This window comes from Arthrobacter sp. KNU-44, from assembly GCF_051843155.1.
GTDB lineage: Bacteria > Actinomycetota > Actinomycetes > Actinomycetales > Micrococcaceae > Arthrobacter.
In genome coordinates this window covers 3,816,451-3,835,519 of the sequence record NZ_JBPXNG010000002.1, presented here as the reverse complement: position 1 = coordinate 3,835,519, position 19,069 = coordinate 3,816,451, and the positions used below count along the sequence as shown (strand labels likewise).

Sequence of the window (19,069 nt, the reverse complement as noted above, 5' to 3'; positions counted from 1 at the left end):
CGGACCCGGCAACGGGAAACCCGGTTCCAAGAGGCAGGAACGGCACACGACGTAGCATGGTGCCAAGGAACCGGGACGGATACATGTGGACAGTTGCGGAGGAGGAGTCGGTTTGTTGCGGAATCACACCCGACGAAATCCTCTCTTGACGACGATGGCGATCGCCGCCGTCTGCCTCTCCGTCCTCGCGGTCCTCAGCGCCTGTTTCTCCGCCACCGGACCCCGATCCGCCGTGGGCCCGCCCACCATAGTGATCATCGGAGACTCCCTCAGCACGGGTCGCGGCACTTCCCCTGACGAGGCCTGGCCCAACCTGGTGAGGAACGATCCCGGTTTCCAACGGTTCCAGGCGACCATCGTCAATGCCGCGCATGATGGCAGCGGCTATGTCAGCGTTGGCGAAGACGGATCGACCTTCGGTTCCCAAGTGGACGCGGCGGTAACCGACGGGACCCGCGTGGTGCTGTTCTTTGGGTCCGAAAATGACATGGGCACCTCCCCCGGAGAAACCGAGGCTGCGGCTGCACGGGCGTTCGCCTCAGTCAAGGCCCGCGCTCCGCAAGCCGACATCCTGGTGATAGGGCCGCCTTCGTATACGCGCACCCCCGAGGCGGAAAGGCTCGACATCCGCGACCAGGACAAAGCCGCTGCCCTGAAAGCCGGGGCCGATTTCATCGATCCGATCGACCTCGGCTGGATCATGGACGATGCCTCGGACCTCATTGGTCCCGACGGCGATCACCCGTCCGTGGCCGGCCAGCAGTATCTGCAGGCCAAAATGGAAGCGCTCATCGGACCGAGGATCCAGCAAGCCAGCCCCGGGAGCACCCCGGTCGCTGGTTAAACGGCGACGGCGACCCGCCCACCAAAGTGGGAGGCCGCCGTCGGGCATTTTCCAAGACAGGGCCCACGCCGGCGAGGGACCCGAGCCGAGCTTGGGAGGCTTGGGAGCCGGTAGGGCCCACGCCGGCGAGGGACCCGAGCCGAGCTTGCGAGGCTTGGGAGCCGGTGGGGACTTAGGCCAGGCGGGTGAGCCAGCCGTGCTTGTCCTCGACCGTTCCGGTCTGAATGCCGAGCAACTGCTCGCGGATGGCCATGGTGGTTTCGCCCGCCTTGGCATCCTCGGAGCCGATGAACTCGGTCTTGTCCTTGAGCACGCCGATGGGCGTGATGACGGCCGCGGTTCCGCAAGCGAAGACCTCGGCGATTTCGCCGGAGGCCACACCGTCGCGCCATTCAGCGAGGGTGATCTTGCGCTCGGAAACCTCGCGGCCCATGTCCTTCGCCACCTGGATGACGGAAGAACGGGTCACACCTTCGAGGATGGTTCCGGTGAGTGCCGGGGTGACGAGTGAGCCGTCCTTCATGACGAAGAAGACGTTCATGCCCCCGAGTTCCTCGACGGCGTCGTCGTTGAAGTGGTCCAGGAAGAGGACCTGCTTGCAGCCGTTCTCCTCGGCTTCCATCTGGGCAATCAGGGATGCGGCGTAGTTTCCACCACACTTGGCTGCACCGGTTCCGCCACGGCCGGCACGCGCGTATTCACGGGAGATCCAGATGGATACCGGCTTGAGCTCGCCGCCGAAGTAGTTGCCGGCCGGAGACGCGATGACCCGGAAGGACACCTCGCGGGCGGCGCGGACACCGAGGAACGCTTCCGTCGCGATCATGAACGGGCGCAAGTACAGGGCTTCGCCGTCGCCGGACGGAACCCATTCCTTGTCCGCTTGCACGAGTTCGCGGATGGCACCGAGGAAGTATTCCTCGGGCAGTTCCGGGAGGGCCAAGCGACGGGCCGACTTGTTCAACCGGGCGGCATTGGCCTCGGGACGGAACGTCCAAACGGAACCGTCTGCATGGCGGTATGCCTTCAGCCCTTCAAAGATCTCCTGGCCGTAGTGCAGCACTGCCGCCGAAGGATCAAGCGAAATCGGTCCGTAGGCCTCGACGCGGGCACTGTGCCAGCCGCCCTTGCCCTCGGTGTCAACGCTGTAGTCGACAATGACGGTGTTGTCGGTGAAGTAGTCGCCAAATCCCGGGTTTGCCAGGATAGCTGCACGCTCCTCAGCAGACTTCGGGGTCTCCGAGAGCTGCTGGCTGAATTCGACGCCGTGGGCAGTCTGAGTCATGTTTCCTCCAGTCGGCTACCAGGCAGAGCGAACCATCTCTTGGAGGATATGGTTCAGCGACGGACCACGGCAGCAGTAAATAATTCAAGTAAAGCTTACGCCCGGGTACAGACCCTAAAGTGCCAGTACAGACCCTAAAGTGCGGCGGTGATGGCGTCGCCGATGGCCGCGGTACTGCGGCTCTCGCCATTGCGGCTTTCGATGTCAGCGACGACGGCGGCCTCGATCCTGCGGGCGGCGGTCGTGTAGCCGAGGTGGTCCAGCAACAGGGCCGCGGACAAGATGGCGGCGGTCGGATCCGCTTTTTGCTGTCCGGCGATATCCGGCGCGGAGCCGTGGACGGGTTCGAACATGGAGGGCGCGGTGCGGTCCATGTTGATGTTGCCCGAGGCTGCCAGACCGATGCCGCCGGTGATGGCCGCGGCGAGGTCAGTGATGATGTCGCCGAAGAGGTTGTCGGTGACGATCACGTCGAAACGAGAGGGGTCGGTGACCATGAAGATCGTCGCGGCGTCGATGTGCAGGTAGTCGTGGGTGACCTCGGGGAATTCCTTGGCCACGGCCTCGACGGTGCGCTTCCACAAGTGGCCTGCGAAGACCAGGACATTGTGCTTGTGCACGAGGGTGACGTGCTTGCGGGGACGCTCACTGGCGCGGCGGAAGGCGTCCCGGACGACGCGCTCGACGCCGTGGGCCGTGTTGAGCGACACTTCGGTGGCAACCTCGTGGGGGGTGCCACCGCGCAACGTACCGCCGTTGCCGACGTACGGACCCTCGGTGCCTTCGCGGACAACGATGAAATCGATGTTGCCAGGGTTGGCCAGCGGGCTGCCCACCGTGCCGTAGAGCCGCGAGGGGCGCAGGTTCACAAAGTGGTCCAGACTGAAGCGGAGCTTCAGCAGCATCTCGCGTTCAATGATCCCGGAAGGAATGCGGGTGTCCCCCGGGGCCGCACCGACAGCGCCGAAGAGGATGGCATCGCGGGTGCGCAGATCGGCCAGGACCTCATCCGGGAGCGTTTCGCCGGTCTCAAGCCAGTGCTGGGCTCCGAGCTTGTATTCAGTCTGTTCCAAGGTGACGCCTTCTTCGGCGACGACTTTTTCCAGGACCTTGAGGGCTTCGGCAATAACTTCGGGGCCAATGCCGTCGCCGGGAATGACAGCCAGGTTGATCGTTGCGGCGGGTTGCGTTGCGCTCATGTTTTCAGACTGCCAACGCATCCACATATTGGTCAAAATCGTCTCACCATTTGAACGCTCTCCCCTCCGACGCTCGCTCACATATATGGCATTTTCGTCGATCCCCGCTCACATATGAGCGGGCAAAACAATCGCTCCTTTAGATCTGCCCGGCTGACGGGTCAGATCTAAAGGAGCGTTTGCGTCCCGCACCATATATGTGAGCGGGCGTCTATGACTCGGCGGGCTCCTCGTAACGCGGGAACACCGGGGCCGGGGCCGGGAGTTCCGTGCCGGGGACGATCGGCGTCGCGATGGCCGCGAACTGGCGGGCCTCCCCTTCCGGCTGTCCCAGGACCTCAAGCAGCTTGGCCGCCGACGTCGGCATGACCGGCTGGACGAGGATCGCCACGATGCGGACAACCTCCAGGGTGACGTACAGGACGGTGTTCATGCGCTCGACGTCGGTCTTGCGCAGAACCCACGGGGCCTGCTCGGCGAAGTACGCGTTGGTGTCACCCAGCACGGCCCAGATTGCCTCGAGGGCACGGCTGAACTCTTGCTTCTCGAAAGCGGTGCGGGCCACGTCCAGCAGTCCGGTGGCCTGGGCCAGCAGCGCGGTGTCCTCCGCCGAGAAATCGCCCGGAACCGGAACCTTGCCTTCGCAGTTCTTCGCCACCATGGACAGCGAACGCTGTGCCAGGTTGCCGAAGTTGTTGGCGAGGTCTGCGTTCATGCGGCCCACGATCGCCTCGTGGTTGTAGCTGCCGTCGGCACCGAAGGGCACTTCGCGGAGGAAGAAGAAGCGCACCTGGTCCAGGCCGTACTGCTCCACGAAGTCCTTAGGGGCCACCACGTTGCCGAGGGACTTGGACATCTTGACGCCATTGTTGGTCAGGAAGCCATGGATCATGACGCGCTTCGGCAGTTCCAGGCCGGCGCTCATCAGGAAGGCCGGCCAGAAGATCGCATGGAACCGTGAGATGTCCTTGCCGATGACGTGGACGTCCGCGGGCCAGAACTTCCGGAACGCCTCCGATTCGGCGTCCGGGTAGCCGACCCCCGTCAAGTAATTGGTCAGGGCATCGACCCACACGTACATGACGTGTTTGTCGTTCCCCGGGACCGGGACGCCCCAGTCGAAAGTCGTGCGGCTGATGGACAAGTCCTGAAGGCCCTGCTTGACGAAGCTGATGACCTCGTTGAAGCGGTACTGGGGAGCGCCGAATTCCGGTTGCCCCTCGTACAAGGCCAGCAACTTGTCCTGGTAGGAGGACAAGCGGAAGAAGTAGCTCTCCTCCGCGGTCCACGTCACTTCGGTGTCAGTACCGCGCGAGTAGCGGACGCCGTCGTCCTTCAGGACGGTCTCGTCCTCGGTGTAGTAAGCCTCGTCGCGGACGGAGTACCAGCCCTCGTACTTGGACAGGTAAATGTCCCCCTTGGCTTCCATCTTCTTCCAGATGGCTTGCGAAGCGGCGTAGTGATCGGCGTCCGTCGTGCGGATGAAGCGGTCGTAGGAGATGCCCAAGGCAGCGTGGGCGGCCTTGTAGATTTCGGCATTCCGGTCCACGAGTTCCTTGGGCGAGATGCCTTCCTTCTCCGCCGCCTGGGCAATCTTCATGCCGTGCTCGTCCGTACCGGTCAGGAACATCACGTCATAGCCGTCGAGGCGCTTGAACCGGGCCATCGCATCGGTGGCAATGTACTCGTAGGCATGCCCGATATGCGGCTCGCCGTTCGGGTACGTAATGGCGGTGGTGATGTAGAACGGGGGTTTATGTGGAGACGTCACTCTACGAAGTTACCTTCTCTTGGAGATGGAAAGACCGGACCGGCGGCATGTGACGGCCGGTCCGGAAGCACCGGGGGGCCCACGCCGCCAGGGTTCCCTGGCCGTGGGCCCACAGCCGCCGGGTTCCCTGGCTGAGCTTGCGAAGCTAGGGGGCGGCTGGGGACTTGCGAGGCGAGGGTGGCGGTGGGGACTAGTTCAATTCAGTCAGCGTATCGCTGAGCCTGACAAGCTCGTGGTCGTGCGACGCCACCAGCACGGCGATGCCGTCGCTGGTGGTGTCCTTCAGGATGCTGATGATGCGGTTTGCCGAAGTGCGGTCCAGGCTGGCCGTTGGCTCGTCCACCACCAGGACACGGGTTCCCAGGATCAGGGCCCGCGCAATCGCGACACGCTGGCGCTCACCGCCAGACAGCTGCGCCGGACGGTGGCGCATGCGCCGGCCCAGCCCCACCAGGTCCAGCAGGTCCTTGGCCATTTCGGTGCGCTGCTCCACTTCGCCGTCGGGAACGGCCGGCAACAGCACGTTCTCCAAAGCACTCATGCCGTCGATCAAGGCGCCGCCCTGATCCACGTACCCGATCAGGGCGCGGCGACGGTCGGCGATTTCGTCGTCGCCCATCTTCTCGAGGGAATCGCCCTCCCAGAGGACACGGCCCGACGTCGGAAGCGTGAGTCCCGCTCCCACCGTCAGGATGCTGGTCTTGCCTGAGCCGCTTCGCCCGGCGACGCAGTGCATCTCACCGGCGTGCAGCGTCAGGTTGAAGTCCTCGACGACGGTGACTGGCTCCGCGCCACCCTTGTCACCGCCGTAGCGGATGGTGATGTTGCTCAACTGCAGCGGCATACCATGGTCAGCGGCCCGCACGATGGTGTTGGCGCGGGTCTGGAACGACTCGTCGGTGGATTCCGTGGTCGCGGTCAGATCGGGTTCGAGGTTGTCAGTCATTTGACCACTTTCGTTGCAATGGGAATCCAGCAAATTACGGCCACCACTCCGGCCAAAGCGGCCCAAAGTGCGGCATAAGGAGCGAGCAACAGGCCCAGACCCAGCGCCCCCACGACGCCCAGGATCAGTGCCACTGCTCCGACCAAGGCATTTTCGAAGAACCGGACCTGCCCCAGCATGTCCGGGTTCCAGCCCATGGCCCGGAGAGTGCCGAGCTGCTCCCGCCTGGCCTGGAGTTCGAACCGACCCGTGACCAAGGTCAGTACGAGGCCCACGAGCACTCCGCAGACTGCCAGGATGACGCTCGGCAGGGCTACGGTAGCTGAGGCGAGCCCGCTGAGGGCGCTGGCTCCAGCTGCGCGCGGGATGTCAATGAGCAAGGCGATCAGGGCACCGACGGCCGCCCCGAACACTCCCACAGCCACAGCCAGCGCTACTGAGCTGAAGCGGTGTGTGACCAGTTGGCGGTACGCAAACGTCAGCGGCGAATCCACCGGGATCAGGCGTTCATCGTGTTGGGGTTCCTGGTCAACGATGTCGCGGTGCCGCAATTGCTGGGCCGCGATGTATGCGGCGGCGCAGTAAATGAGCAACACGGACGCGGAAACAATGACCGTGGCCAGGTTCCAGCTCAGAAGGCTGAGCGCAATGCCTGCCACAGCGACGATCCCCGCACCGATGCCGAACTCCTCGAGGACCCAACTTCGGATTTTCCTCTGGGTCCAGCCCATGGCGCGGAGGATCCCCGCCTCGCTGCGTCGCTGGCGGATATAGCTGACTGTGGAAGCGCCGGTCAGGAGAGTGGCCCCGCACAGCGTCAGGAAGAGAAGGGTGATGTTGGTGCCCGTCAGGGAACCGGACACGGCGTCGGCGGCATCCTGCCGAACCCACGATTGCTGGACGGTGCCCAGGGCGGATTCCTTGCCGGCGTCGTCCTTGGAATACCCCGGGACGAAGATGTTGGCGTCTTCACGCGCGGAGCCGGCCACCACTGTGGCTTGTAGACCCATGTCGCGGATCTGGGCTGCGAGCTTGTCGACCTCCGGTTGGGCCTGCTTCCAGTTGCCCGGTGCGCTGGCGCGGACCCGGACGGCATCGATAACGTTGGCGTTGGAATCGTAACCGCGCGCTGCGGCAAGGCCGTAGTAGTCGGTAATGGCACCGGCAGACTGGCTGACGAGGCCAGTATCGCTCAGCGAGGGTTTGAGGCCCTTGGCGGCGGTGTCATTGCCCGAAGCGTCCTTCTGGAGCGTCATCGGGGCCGGGTCGTAGCCACCCAAGGGCAGCTTGTTGACGTCGCCGGCCGCTTTCTGGATCTGGGCAGGATCAAACGTCCCGTAGACCATCGGCAGCGGGGTAGCGGGCTTCGATCCCGTGGCAAGGTTCTCCCGGTAGGAGCGCTCGTCGACCGGCTTGCGTTGGCTCTGGTCCACGATCGCGCCGAAGGCCGACTTCTCAGGCAGCTTGTTGACGGTAACCCAGTCCCCCGGTGTGGCGGACTTGGCGACGGCTCCATTCGCAGAGGTTTCGCCGTCCTTGTACTTGGGTGCGGCTGCGAAGTCCGTGCTCCACTGGGCCGGCTGGTACAGGCCTTGGCTGAAGTTGCCCATGTTACCGAGCAACTGACTGTGGTCGGTGGACCCGGGCCATGACAGGGCGAACGGCGACTTTGACACGAACGGCAGGTAGTCCTTGTCCAAGGAACGTGAGACAGTGCCGACGTCGTTGACGACCTTGCCCGAATCATCGATTTCCTGGATTTTGACCGAGTACTTCAGGTCCAGCGAGGTTCCCTGCCGGACGATCAAAGGAATGGCCTGCGAGGCATCTGTGATCTGGCCGGACAGTTTTGCCTGCTGGTACTGGGTCATGAGGGGCGCCCAGTATTTGAGCTTGACGCCCATGAAATCCGGGCCCTGTTCGAGTTCCTGCTGCGTGGGGCTCTTGGCGAAGAGTTGTTCGAAGTAGCGGCCGATGGCTCCCGCGTTGCGGGTGTCGGCCGGGGGCGCCTTTTGCAGCGGGGCGAGGAAGTCTCCGGCCGAGCCCAGGAGGGCGCGTTCAGCTGTCGGATCGACGGCGACGACAGACTCGGTGACCTGTGGAGCCATGGGCAGCGCCACCGACAGGTTGAAGAGGTTGTGCTCCGAGCCACCGGCAGGAGCGGGGAACTTGATGCCGGTCTCTCCCGCGGGACCGGCGATGCGGATGCTCTTGCCTCCGGCAGTCTGCTGCTCCTTGACCTGCCCCTTGCCGAGCGTGCCTTCAGCGCTGGTCTGGAAGAGGGTTTGCTGGGACACTCCGTCGGAGCTCACGGCAGTGGCGGTGAGGCGGTACTTCTTCGGCTGCGCGGGGAGGACGGACTCCGGCGCGGGCCAGCTCTTGGAGTCCGTTCCGGTTGGATCTCCCGCGGTGGCTCCACCAGCCAGCCCCGCGTTGTAGCCAAGGTAATCCATAGCATCAAGCCGCGGAGTTTCCAGGTTCTGCGTCACCCGGGACACGAGGCTGATGGGTGCCGCTACCGACGCACCGCTCAGCCCGCGGATCTTCTCGAGTTGCGGGAAGCTGATGCCGCCCTGGCCGTTCGCGATGTCCGGCTGGAGGAGTGCCCCGCCGTCCTTGGTATTCGCGGACTTGGCCTGGACCAGGATGTCGTACAGGCCGCGTGAGTTCTCATCCACTGTCCGGTTCAGCGCGGCCTGCGACTGGCTCTGGATGAATACGGACAAACACATGGCGACGATCAAAATGGCCGCGGTCAACAGAAGCACACGGCTTCTGATGAACCTCTGGACGGCGTTCATAGGGCTCCCTGAGTCCTGGATTGCGGGTGTGCACACTGCTGTCCCTGGAACCATGCCGAGGCAATAGGAATCCACCGGGTGCGTGCAAAAGTTATTGGCCGGCCTGCCGCCGGTTCCGAATTTCGGACCAAGCCATTGTAGGCAGACCGGCCAATGATATGTGGCCGATGTGAAGTGCGGCACACTATTCTAGCTCAAACGGTGAGGATGCTAGTCCTCCAGATCCACTTCGCGAACCATGTCGGCGCCGATGCCGGCCTTGATTGCTTCAAGGACCTGCTGCGGCACCGAAGTGTCGATCGTCAGCAGCGCCAAGACCTGGCCGCCTTCGCTCTGGCGTGCCACCTGCATGCCACCGATATTGATGTTGTTCATGCCCAGGATGTGGCCGATGGTGCCGATGACACCGGGACGGTCCGCGTAGGAAACAACCACCAAGTGTTCGCTGATCGGGATTTCGACGTCGTAGCCATTGACGCCCACGAGCTTCTGGACCTGCTTGGGTCCGGTGAGCGTGCCGGCCACGGAAATCTGTGAGCCGTCACTGAGTGCCCCGCGGATGGTCAGGACGTTGCGATAGTCCTCGGCTTCCGGCGTCGTGATCAGGCGAGTGTTGATGCCGCGCTGCTCTGCGATGACGGGCGCGTTGACGTAGGAGACCTGCTCGGTCACGACGTCGGCGAACACGCCCTTGAGCGCCGCCAGTTCGAGGACCTTCACGTCCAGGCTCGCGATTTCGCCCGCGACCTCGACGTCGATCTGCGTCAGGGATGCGTGGGTCAGGGCCGTGAAGATCCGGCCGAGCTTTTCGATCAGCGGGATTCCGGGGCGGACGTCGGAAGCGATCACGCCACCAGCAACGTTGACGGCATCCGGCACGAGTTCGCCGGCGAGGGCGAGGCGCACGGACTTCGCCACGGACACGCCGGCCTTTTCCTGGGCTTCGTCAGTGGAGGCACCCAAGTGGGGCGTCACGATGACGTTGTCCATGCCGAAGAAGGGAAGGTCGGTGCTCGGCTCCTTGACGAAGACGTCGATGCCTGCGCCCGCGATCTGTCCGTCTTCCAAGGCCTCGTGGAGGGCCTCTTCGTCGATCAGGCCGCCACGGGCGACATTGACAACGTAGGCCGTTTCCTTCATCTTCTTGAAGGCGTCGGCGCCCAGCATGCCCACTGTTTCCGGGGTTTTGGGCATGTGGATGGTGATGAAGTCCGACTTCTCGAGCAGCTCGTCGAGGGTGACGAGCTTGACACCGAGCTGGGCCGCACGGGCCGAGGTGATGTAGGGGTCGTAGGCGAGGATCTCGGTCTCGAAGCCTTGCAGCCGGGCAGCGACGAGCGCTCCGATGCGTCCGAGGCCGATGATGCCGATCTTCTTCTCGAAGAGTTCGATGCCTGTGTACTTGGAGCGCTTCCACTCGCCGCCCTTCAAGGCGGAGCTGGCCTGCGGGATGTGGCGGGCGAGGCTGAGGATGTGGCCGACCGTCAGCTCGGCAGCGGACACAATGTTCGACGTCGGGGCGTTGACGACCATGACGCCTGCCTGGGTGGCGGCCTTGATGTCCACGTTGTCCAGGCCGACACCGGCACGCGCGATGATCTTGAGGTTCTTGGCTGCGGCAATTGCCTCGGCGTCCACCTGGGTGGCTGAACGCACGAGGATGGCGTCGACGTCGACGATTGCGGAGAGCAGCTGGGAGCGGTCCGCGCCGTCGGTTTGGCGGATCTCGAAGTCCGGACCAAGGGCCTCGATCGTGGCGGGCGAAAGTTCCTCAGCGAGGAGTACTACTGGCTTGGTGCTAGTCACCGGTGACCTCTTTAGCTCTCTTTTTCAGGTGGGGTTTTGGTGAAACGATTCTTTGACGACGAAGGCCGGACCCGGTATACCGGGTCCGGCCTCCATGCCGGGCGGCTTCATTTCGAGCCTATCCCGAACGGCGTTCTGTGTTGAATTGCTACGGCTCCTGCCGCGGCTTCAACGTGTGCCTTGACTAGCGGGCTGCGGAGCCTTCGACGTAGTCCTCGTCCTGCTGCTGCCAGGAGAACAGGGAACGCAGCTCGCGGCCGACACCCTCGATGGGGTGCTGCTCAGCCTTGGCACGCAGTTCCTTGAACTCGACGGCGCCGTTGTCCTGGTCGTCGATGAAACGCTTGGCAAAGGCACCGGACTGGATGTCGGCGAGGACGCCGGCCATGTTTTCCTTGACCCGGGGGTCGATGACGCGCGGGCCGGAGACGTAGTCGCCGTACTCTGCGGTGTCGGAAACGCTCCAGCGCTGCTTGGCGATGCCGCCCTCCCACATGAGGTCAACGATGAGCTTGAGCTCGTGAAGAACCTCGAAGTAGGCGATCTGCGGCTGGTAGCCGGCTTCGGTCAGGGTCTCGAAGCCGTACTGGATCAGCTGGGAGACACCGCCGCACAGGACAGCCTGCTCGCCGAAGAGGTCGGTTTCGGTCTCTTCGGTGAAGGTGGTCTTGATGACGCCGGCGCGCGTGCCGCCGATTGCCTTCGCGTAGGACTTGGCCAGTTCCCAAGCGGAACCGGAAGCGTCCTGCTCGACGGCGATGATGTCCGGGATACCGCGGCCGGCTTCGAACTCGCGGCGGACGGTGTGTCCGGGAGCCTTCGGGGCGATCAGGATAACGTCAACGCCCTCGGGCGCCTCGATGTATCCGAAGCGGATGTTGAAGCCGTGGGCGAAGGCAAGGGCCTTGCCGGCGGTCAGCTTGTCCTTGATGGAGTCGTTGTAGATCGCGCGCTGGTGCTGGTCCGGTGCCAGGATCATGATGACGTCGGCCCATTCGGCGGCGTCGGCAACGTTCTTGACCGTGAAGCCCGCGTCTTCGGCCTTGGCGATCGACTTCGAGCCTTCCTTGAGCGCGATGACAACCTCGACGCCCGAGTCGCGCAGGTTCAGCGCGTGGGCGTGGCCCTGGGAACCGTAGCCGACAATGGCAACCTTGCGACCCTGGATGATCGACAGGTCTGCGTCGTCGTCGTAGAACATTTCAGTCACTTGCGTAACTCCTCTTGAGTGGTTTTGTAGATATTGTCTGTGGTTCGGTATCGGGCTACTACGCAGTACATAGGACAATGCCTAAGCGCTGCGCAACGCCCTGTCACTCATGGAGCGGGATCCCCGCCCAACGGCCAAGGTGCCGGACTGCACTATTTCGCGGATGCCGAACGGCTCGAGCACTGAAAGCAGCGCTGCGAGCTTTTCCGGGGTACCGGTTGCCTCAATGACCACCGAGTCTGTGGAAACGTCAACCACTGAGGCACGGAACAAGTCTGCAGCTTGGGTGACCTGCAGGCGTGTCGCGGCATCCGCACGTACCTTGACCAGGATGTGGTCACGCTGCACGGAAGATTCTGGAGTCAGCTCGACAATCTTGATCACGTTGATCAGTTTGTTGAGCTGTTTGGTGACCTGCTCGATGAGGTCGCCATCGGCGTCGACGACGACGGTCATCCGGGAAATCCCGGAGACCTCGGTGGGGCCGACGGCCAGGGAGTTGATGTTGAAGGCCCGCCGGGCGAAGAGGCTGGCCACGCGGGTCAGCACACCGGGCTTGTCTTCGACCAGAACGGACAGTGTGTGGCGGCTCATGGCTAGTCCTCCTCTTCCCATTCCGGGGTCATGTTGCGGGCAACCTGGATCTGGTCATTCGAGACTCCGGAGGGGACCATCGGCCACACCATGGAGTTCGGGCTGACCACGAAGTTGATGACCACGGGACGGTCATTGATTTCCAGGGCCTTCTGGATGGTTGCGTCGATATCCTCGTCCCGCTCGCAGCGGAAGGCTGCGCAGCCGTAGGCGTCTGCCAGCTTGACGAAGTCGGGAATACGGACGGTGTCGTGGCCGGTGTTCAGGTCCGTGTTGGAGTAGCGGCCTTCATAGAAGAGGGTCTGCCACTGGCGCACCATGCCCAGCGAGGAGTTGTTGATGATGGCCACCTTGATGGGAATCTTGTTGATGGCGCAGGTGGCCAGTTCCTGGTTGGTCATCTGGAAGCAGCCGTCGCCGTCGATCGCCCAGACCACGCGGTCGGGTTCGCCGACCTTGGCGCCCATGGCTGCCGGCACGGCATAACCCATGGTGCCGGCACCGCCGGAGTTCAGCCAGGCGTGGGGACGCTCGTACTTGATGAACTGCGCGGCCCACATCTGGTGCTGGCCAACGCCTGCAACGTAGATGCCTTCCGGGCCCGTGAGCGCACCAATGCGTTCGATGACCCGCTGGGGGGCACTGAGTCCGTCTTCCGGCTCGGTCCAACCCAGAGGGTAGGTATCGCGGAGGTTGTTGAGGAACGCCCACCATCCGTCGAGGTCCGGAGTGCCGGATTGCTCGAACGCGTTGCGGACAGCCTCGCTCAGTTCCGGAATGATCTCCTTGACGGAGCCCACGATCGGAACGTCGGCCGTGCGGTTCTTGGAGATCTCCGCGGGGTCGATGTCCGCGTGGATGATCTTTGCGTGCGGAGCGAAGGTGCTGAGGACACCCGTCACGCGGTCATCGAAGCGCGCACCGAGGGTGATCAACAGATCGGACTGCTGCAGTGCGGTAACCGCAGAAACCGTGCCGTGCATGCCGGGCATGCCGACGTGCTGGGGGTGGGAATCCGGGAATGCGCCACGGGCCATGAGTGTGGTCACCACGGGAGCGCCGGTGAGTTCCGCGAGCTCGCGCAGTTCGGCCGATGCGTGGGCCTTGACCACACCGCCGCCGACATACAGGACGGGCTTGCTCGCCGCAGCGATCAGCCGGGCAGCCTCGCGCACCTGCTTGTTGTGGCCGCGGACCACCGGACGATAGCCCGGCAAATCGATCTTGGGCGGCCAGGAGAAGGTCATGGTGCCCTGCTGGGCGTTCTTGGCGATGTCCACCAATACGGGACCGGGACGCCCCGTGCTCGCAAGGTAGAAAGCCTCGGCCATGACATGCGGAATGTCGTTGGGATCCGTCACCAGGAAGGAATGCTTGGTGATCGGCATCGTGATGCCGACGATGTCTGCTTCCTGGAAGGCATCAGTGCCGATGACAGAAGCCGATACCTGGCCGGTAATCGCAACGAGGGGCACGGAGTCCATATGGGCATCCATGATGGCGGTAACGAGGTTGGTGGCACCGGGGCCCGAGGTGGCGATGCAGACGCCAACCCGTCCGGTAACCATGGCGTAGCCTTGCGCTGCGTGGCCGGCTCCCTGTTCGTGACGGACCAGGACGTGATTCATCTTGGAGGCCATCAAAGGGTCGTAGGTGGGGAGGATCGCGCCACCGGGCAAACCAAAAATATCGTCCACGCCGAGTTCTTCGAGCGAGCGGACAATAGCTTCCGAGCCGGTCATCACCGTTGGGGGTACAACGTTGTTCGGCCCGAGTACAGGAGAGAGAGTTGCAGCATTGTCGACGACGGCGTCAGCCGTACGGTCGACCTTTTCCGGAGCCTTGGGGGCTCCAGCGGACTTTGCAGCCATCAGCGAGGGGCTGATCGGCGATCCTTTGCTCATCGGACTCTTCCTTTGGGGATCTTCAATTAGTGAAAGTTACTACTTGGGTACTGCGTTCATGCGGGTTCTTGCTCAATGCGCCGTCCCCTGCGGGAAATAAAAAAACCCCTCAGCCTTGCGGCTCTTCGAGGGGTTGCGCGTGACGGTTCGTTACCAGTCGGGCTAGGAGGCCACGCGCTTGGTAAGTACGACAGTGCCCACGGTGGCGCCGACAGTAACGAATGCGATCATGCGTTCAGTGTTCCCTCTTAGTGAGATAGGTGTCAAACGATAAAGATGTCATCTCACTATGTGGACCCCATTGTCCACGGGTTGGTCCTACCCCGGCCACCCAACTGACTAGCAGTTGTTGTCGTTATGAGGCGTCAAAACGACAACAACTGCGAGTCAGTTGGGCCGGAACCGGGAACTAGCCGCAGTAGGCTCCCGTGGAGGCGCTGTGCACCAGCTTGGCGTACTTCGCGAGGACGCCCTTGGTGAACTTGGCCGGGAGGGGCTCCCAGCCGACCTTGCGGGACTCGAGTTCGGCTTCTTCCACCAGGAGGTCGAACGAACGGGCAGCAATATCCACGCGGATCTTGTCGCCGTCCTTGACGAAGGCGATAGGACCGCCGTCGACGGCTTCAGGCGCAACGTGCCCGATGCAGAGACCCGTGGTTCCGCCCGAGAAGCGGCCGTCGGTCAGCAGGAGCACGTCCTTGCCGAGGCCCGCGCCCTTGATGGCGCCGGTGATGGCGAGCATCTCACGCATGCCCGGGCCGCCCTTGGGTCCTTCGTAACGGATCACGACGACGTCCCCGGCCTTGATCTCGCCCTTGTCCAAGGCGTCAAGGGCACCCTGCTCGCGTTCGAACACGCGGGCGGTTCCTTCGAAGACATCGGCATCGAAGCCGGCGCTCTTCACGACGGCACCTTCCGGGGCCATCGAACCGTGCAGGATGGTGATGCCGCCGGTCTTGTGGATCGGGTTGTCCAGGGCACGCAGGATCTTGCCGTCGAGGTCCGGCGGGTTGATGGAAGCCAGGTTCTCGGCAAGGGTCTTGCCCGTGACCGTCAGGCAGTCGCCGTGCAGCAGGCCGGCGTCGAGCAGCGCCTTCATGATGACCGGCACGCCGCCGATCTTGTCGACGTCGGTCATGACGTAGCGGCCGAAGGGCTTGAGGTCGCCCAGGTGCGGAATCTTGTCGCCGATGCGGTTGAAGTCGTCCAGGGTCAGTTCGACCTCGGCTTCCCGGGCGATTGCGAGCAGGTGCAGGACGGCGTTGGTGGAACCGCCGAACGCCATGGTGACGGCGATGGCGTTCTCGAACGCCTTCTTGGTCATGATGTCCCGGGCGGTGATGCCGAGGCGCAGCAGGTTGACCACTGCCTCGCCGGACTTGCGGGCAAAGTCATCACGACGGCGGTCTGCCGAGGGAGGGGCAGCCGAGCCCGGCAGGGACATGCCGAGGGCTTCGCCGATGCAGGCCATGGTGTTGGCCGTGTACATACCGCCGCAGGCACCTTCACCGGGACAGATCGCACGTTCGATGCGGTCCAGGTCGCCCCTGCTCATCTTTCCGGCAGCACACGCGCCCACGGCTTCGAAGGCGTCAATGAGGGTGACTTCCTTCTCCGAGCCATCTTCGAGCTTGACCCAGCCCGGCATGATGGAGCCGGCGTAAAGGAAGACGCTGGCGAGATCCAGGCGGGCGGCCGCCATCAGCATGCCCGGGAGGGACTTGTCGCAACCGGCCAGCAAGACGGAGCCGTCAATGCGCTCGGCCTGCATGACGGTTTCAACGGAGTCTGCAATGACTTCGCGCGAAACAAGCGAAAAGTGCATGCCCTCGTGGCCCATGGAAATACCGTCCGAAACGGAAATGGTGCCGAACTGCATGGGGAAACCACCGCCGGCGTGAACGCCTTCCTTGGCACCCTGGGCGAGTCGGTTCAGCGAAAGGTTGCACGGCGTAATTTCGTTCCACGAGCTCGCGACGCCGATTTGGGGCTTGGCGAAGTCGTCATCGCCCATGCCTACGGCCCGGAACATGCCTCGCGCGGGGGCGGCATGGATGCCGTCCGTTACGACCCGGCTGCGTGGCTTGATGTCCGGCTGGTTGTCTGTCGCAATTGGGGTGTGGTCACTCATGGGCACGAGTCTATGACTTTTGGGCTGTGGCCAACGAACATGTTTGGCGGGTTAAGGCGAATTTAGCGCTATTTCATTCAATATTTCATTCAAATAATGGACAGTCGTCTCGATATGTGAGACATCAGTCTCATCGTCGACCGCAGTTCCATCCGACAGGACCACGGGAGCGCTGAAGGGCGCGAATCGATTGACTAACCTAGACAGCCCGGTGACACGGACGTAACGTCAAATCACGACCACTGCGCCACTCGAACAGACCTGCGCCACTTGAACAGACAGAAGGGCTCCTCCCATGGAATGGTTGATCGCTGTCATCGTCATCGTGTTGATCGTCGCGATTGTTTGGTGGCTCCTGAGCCGCAATAGCGCGAAGTCTTCCCCGGGCGCCATGGCCCCGGCATCACCGTCGCCGACCGCCTCGTCCCCACAGATGGACGTCACAGCCGCCGCCCTGACAGGCTCCGCCCCTTTGGTCGCCGCAACTGCGACCGCCCATCAAGACGTGGCCGGGTCGCAGGCGGCCGCACCCGAAGCCGAGCCGGAGCCGGAAACGGAACCTGAGGCGGGGGGCCTCGACGTCGACGATTGGGAGCGACCTTCCCCTCCCCTCGACACCGGAATGGCCGCCCCGGAAGAGCCGCCCTCGGCCGGAACCTCGGCGCAGGAGCCCATGTTCGAGGAGCCCACGCTCTCAGAACCCGTACTGTCCGCGGATGCGCTTTCAGAGGATGCGCTTTCAGAGGCCACCGGGCCGGTTGCTGCCGAGCCCGAATTTGAAGAGGGCGTGACGGCCGACGACGTTACGGCGGCCGACGCCGGACCCTCCGTTCCCGCGGCTGCCGGCGTTCCGGCCTCGTCGACTACGGAACCAGCAACCCCCGAACAATTGGCCGACAGCGCCGAGTGGGAAGCTACCTGGAGCGAAGGCGGCGCACCCGTAACCCCCGCTCCGATCCACCACCGCGAATACACGGACGCCCACGCACCGACGCTTCCCGGTGCGGAATCCGCCGCGGCGGAGGCAGTCGACCCTGCTGCGGAAATGCAAGAAGACCGGGCCGAGGCTCCCGACGCGGCTCCGGCGCCTTTTGAGTCAACCACCCAGGCCGGGGATTCCACCGGCGCGCCGCCGCTTGGCGGGCATCTTGCCGCTGACCAGCCTTACGGTGAAGGATCGGCTGCGGCCGGCGCCGACGGGAGCGGCCCCGCTGGCTACACGGTCAAAGGCAACGCGGACACCATGACCTACCACGATGAAGACAGCCCGTCGTACGACGAGGTCAAGGCCGAGGTCTGGTTTATTTCGAGCGCCCACGCCGAGGCAGCCGGTTTCCGTCCGCCTCGCAGGAACCGCCGCTGAGGGCCCCACGGACCTGAGGATCCACGGCGGCAAGGGGCCCTGCAACCAGGACGAGCAATGAACCACGCAAAGGCGGGATCGGGGAGCGTTTTCCGGTCCCGCCTTGCGCTTGCCCGGGCCCTGATAGCGGTGGCCTGCCTCGTGGCTTTGCTGGTAGGCGCCTGCACAGGGAGTACTCCCGGTCCGGTGCCCACCCAAGGCAACGGACCGGAGCTGCTTCGGAAGCTTGACCTGAATCTGACACTCCCGTGGTCCATCGTTTTCCTCAGCGACGGAACTGCCATCATCTCCGAACGCGACAGCAAGCTGATCAAATCGGTCCGGAACGACCGGTCCACGACGGTTGGCGAGTTTCCCGGCGTCGTACCCGGCGGCGAAGGCGGACTGCTGGGGCTGGCCCTATCCCCCGCGTTCGCCAGCGACCGCCTGCTTTACGCCTATTTCACCGCCGAATCGGACAACAGAATTTCGCGCACCCGCCTGGAGCAGGCCGCGGACGGGCGGCTGAGCCTCGGCACACCGGAAGTCATCTTCTCAGGCATCCCCAAAGCCTCGACCCACAACGGCGGCCGCATCCGCTTCGGCCCCGACGGGTTCCTCTACGTCGGCACGGGAGATGCGCAGCACCCCGAGCGGGCGCAGGACCGCAATGCGCTCGGCGGGAAGATCCTGCGGCTTACCCCCGAGGGCAAAGCCGCGCCGGGCAACCCGTTTGGCAACCCCGTTTACAGCTACGGGCACCGCAATGTGCAAGGGCTCGCCTGGGACAGCTCCGGCAGGCTGTGGGCGAGCGAATTCGGCCCTGACGTCAACGACGAACTCAACCTCATCGAGGCGGGCGGCAACTACGGCTGGCCGGTAGTGACCGGGGCGCCCGGCCGCGCCGGCTACATCGACGCCAAAGTGGTCTGGCCGTCGACGGCGGATGCCTCGCCGAGCGGGCTGGAGATCGTGAACGGAACGGCGTTCACGTGCGCGCTGCGCGGGCAGCGTTTGTGGACGGTACCGCTCAACGGAGAAACGGCGGGGAATCCCGTGGCATACCTCACTGCGGACTACGGGCGACTCAGGGACATTTCGCTTGCGCCGGACGGCACGCTTTGGGTCCTTAGCAACAACCAAAACCCTGACTTTGCGCTGGTCCTGAAGCCTTCCCGCCAGTGACGCGCAGGAGGGCCGGGCCGATTTCACACTTCGGCAACTGTCGTGTAGAGT

Annotated in this window: 13 protein-coding genes; 3 read left to right on the top strand and 10 right to left on the bottom strand. The window is 63.8% G+C overall.

Translation table 11 applies throughout. The features are described from left to right. Window positions 1–115 precede the first annotated feature (115 nt). Entirely contained in the window at window positions 116–844 is a 729-nt protein-coding gene (locus ACSVHC_RS18985; protein WP_439181211.1) for an SGNH/GDSL hydrolase family protein, read from the top strand. A 172-nt stretch (window positions 845–1,016) separates the two neighbouring features. Here the strand turns inward: ACSVHC_RS18985 and ACSVHC_RS18980 are convergent, their stop codons facing one another. The 10 genes from ACSVHC_RS18980 to ilvD all read right to left on the bottom strand — a co-directional run bounded on the left by ACSVHC_RS18980 (window position 1,017) and on the right by ilvD (window position 16,491). After that, window positions 1,017–2,129 (bottom strand): branched-chain amino acid aminotransferase, encoded by a 1,113-nt coding sequence (locus ACSVHC_RS18980; protein ID WP_437770700.1) that lies wholly within the window; start codon window positions 2,127–2,129, stop codon window positions 1,017–1,019. A 134-nt stretch (window positions 2,130–2,263) separates the two neighbouring features. Then, window positions 2,264–3,328 carry a 3-isopropylmalate dehydrogenase gene (locus ACSVHC_RS18975; protein WP_437770701.1) on the bottom strand — a complete coding sequence of 355 codons (1,065 nt, stop codon included), beginning with the start codon at window positions 3,326–3,328 and terminating at the stop codon, window positions 2,264–2,266. A 211-nt stretch (window positions 3,329–3,539) separates the two neighbouring features. Then, window positions 3,540–5,099, bottom strand: coding sequence for a methionine--tRNA ligase (gene metG, locus ACSVHC_RS18970; protein ID WP_437770702.1), 1,560 nt, complete (start codon window positions 5,097–5,099; stop codon window positions 3,540–3,542). A 190-nt stretch (window positions 5,100–5,289) separates the two neighbouring features. Continuing rightward, window positions 5,290–6,045 carry an ABC transporter ATP-binding protein gene (locus ACSVHC_RS18965; protein ID WP_078108578.1) on the bottom strand — a complete coding sequence of 252 codons (756 nt, stop codon included), beginning with the start codon at window positions 6,043–6,045 and terminating at the stop codon, window positions 5,290–5,292. Continuing rightward, window positions 6,042–8,846 carry an ABC transporter permease gene (locus tag ACSVHC_RS18960; RefSeq protein ID WP_437770703.1) on the bottom strand — a complete coding sequence of 935 codons (2,805 nt, stop codon included), beginning with the start codon at window positions 8,844–8,846 and terminating at the stop codon, window positions 6,042–6,044. Before ACSVHC_RS18960 ends, ACSVHC_RS18965 begins: the two co-directional genes overlap by 4 nt. 210 nt (window positions 8,847–9,056) lie before the next feature. Further along, window positions 9,057–10,652: a phosphoglycerate dehydrogenase gene (serA, locus tag ACSVHC_RS18955; protein ID WP_236811602.1), complete on the bottom strand. Its 1,596-nt coding sequence runs from the start codon at window positions 10,650–10,652 to the stop codon at window positions 9,057–9,059. 184 nt (window positions 10,653–10,836) lie between these two features. Continuing rightward, on the bottom strand, window positions 10,837–11,862 hold the full coding sequence (ilvC, locus tag ACSVHC_RS18950) for a ketol-acid reductoisomerase (protein ID WP_078108575.1): 1,026 nt from the start codon (window positions 11,860–11,862) through the stop codon (window positions 10,837–10,839). 81 nt (window positions 11,863–11,943) lie between these two features. Beyond that, window positions 11,944–12,456: an acetolactate synthase small subunit gene (ilvN, locus tag ACSVHC_RS18945; protein WP_236811607.1), complete on the bottom strand. Its 513-nt coding sequence runs from the start codon at window positions 12,454–12,456 to the stop codon at window positions 11,944–11,946. A 2-nt stretch (window positions 12,457–12,458) separates the two neighbouring features. Further along, window positions 12,459–14,360, bottom strand: a complete 1,902-nt coding sequence (locus ACSVHC_RS18940) for an acetolactate synthase large subunit (protein WP_439181209.1) — start codon at window positions 14,358–14,360, stop codon at window positions 12,459–12,461. A 409-nt stretch (window positions 14,361–14,769) separates the two neighbouring features. Then, entirely contained in the window at window positions 14,770–16,491 is a 1,722-nt protein-coding gene (gene ilvD, locus ACSVHC_RS18935; RefSeq protein ID WP_437770705.1) for a dihydroxy-acid dehydratase, read from the bottom strand. A gap of 295 nt (window positions 16,492–16,786) precedes the next feature. On the opposite strand from ilvD, the gene ACSVHC_RS18930 reads away from it, so the two are divergent. Then, the gene (locus ACSVHC_RS18930) at window positions 16,787–17,854 is read left to right on the top strand and encodes a sunset domain-containing protein (protein ID WP_437770706.1); all 1,068 of its coding nucleotides are present in this window, start codon (window positions 16,787–16,789) and stop codon (window positions 17,852–17,854) included. A 57-nt stretch (window positions 17,855–17,911) separates the two neighbouring features. Then, on the top strand, window positions 17,912–19,018 hold the full coding sequence (locus tag ACSVHC_RS18925; protein ID WP_437770707.1) for a PQQ-dependent sugar dehydrogenase: 1,107 nt from the start codon (window positions 17,912–17,914) through the stop codon (window positions 19,016–19,018). The last annotated feature ends 51 nt before the right edge of the window (window positions 19,019–19,069 follow it).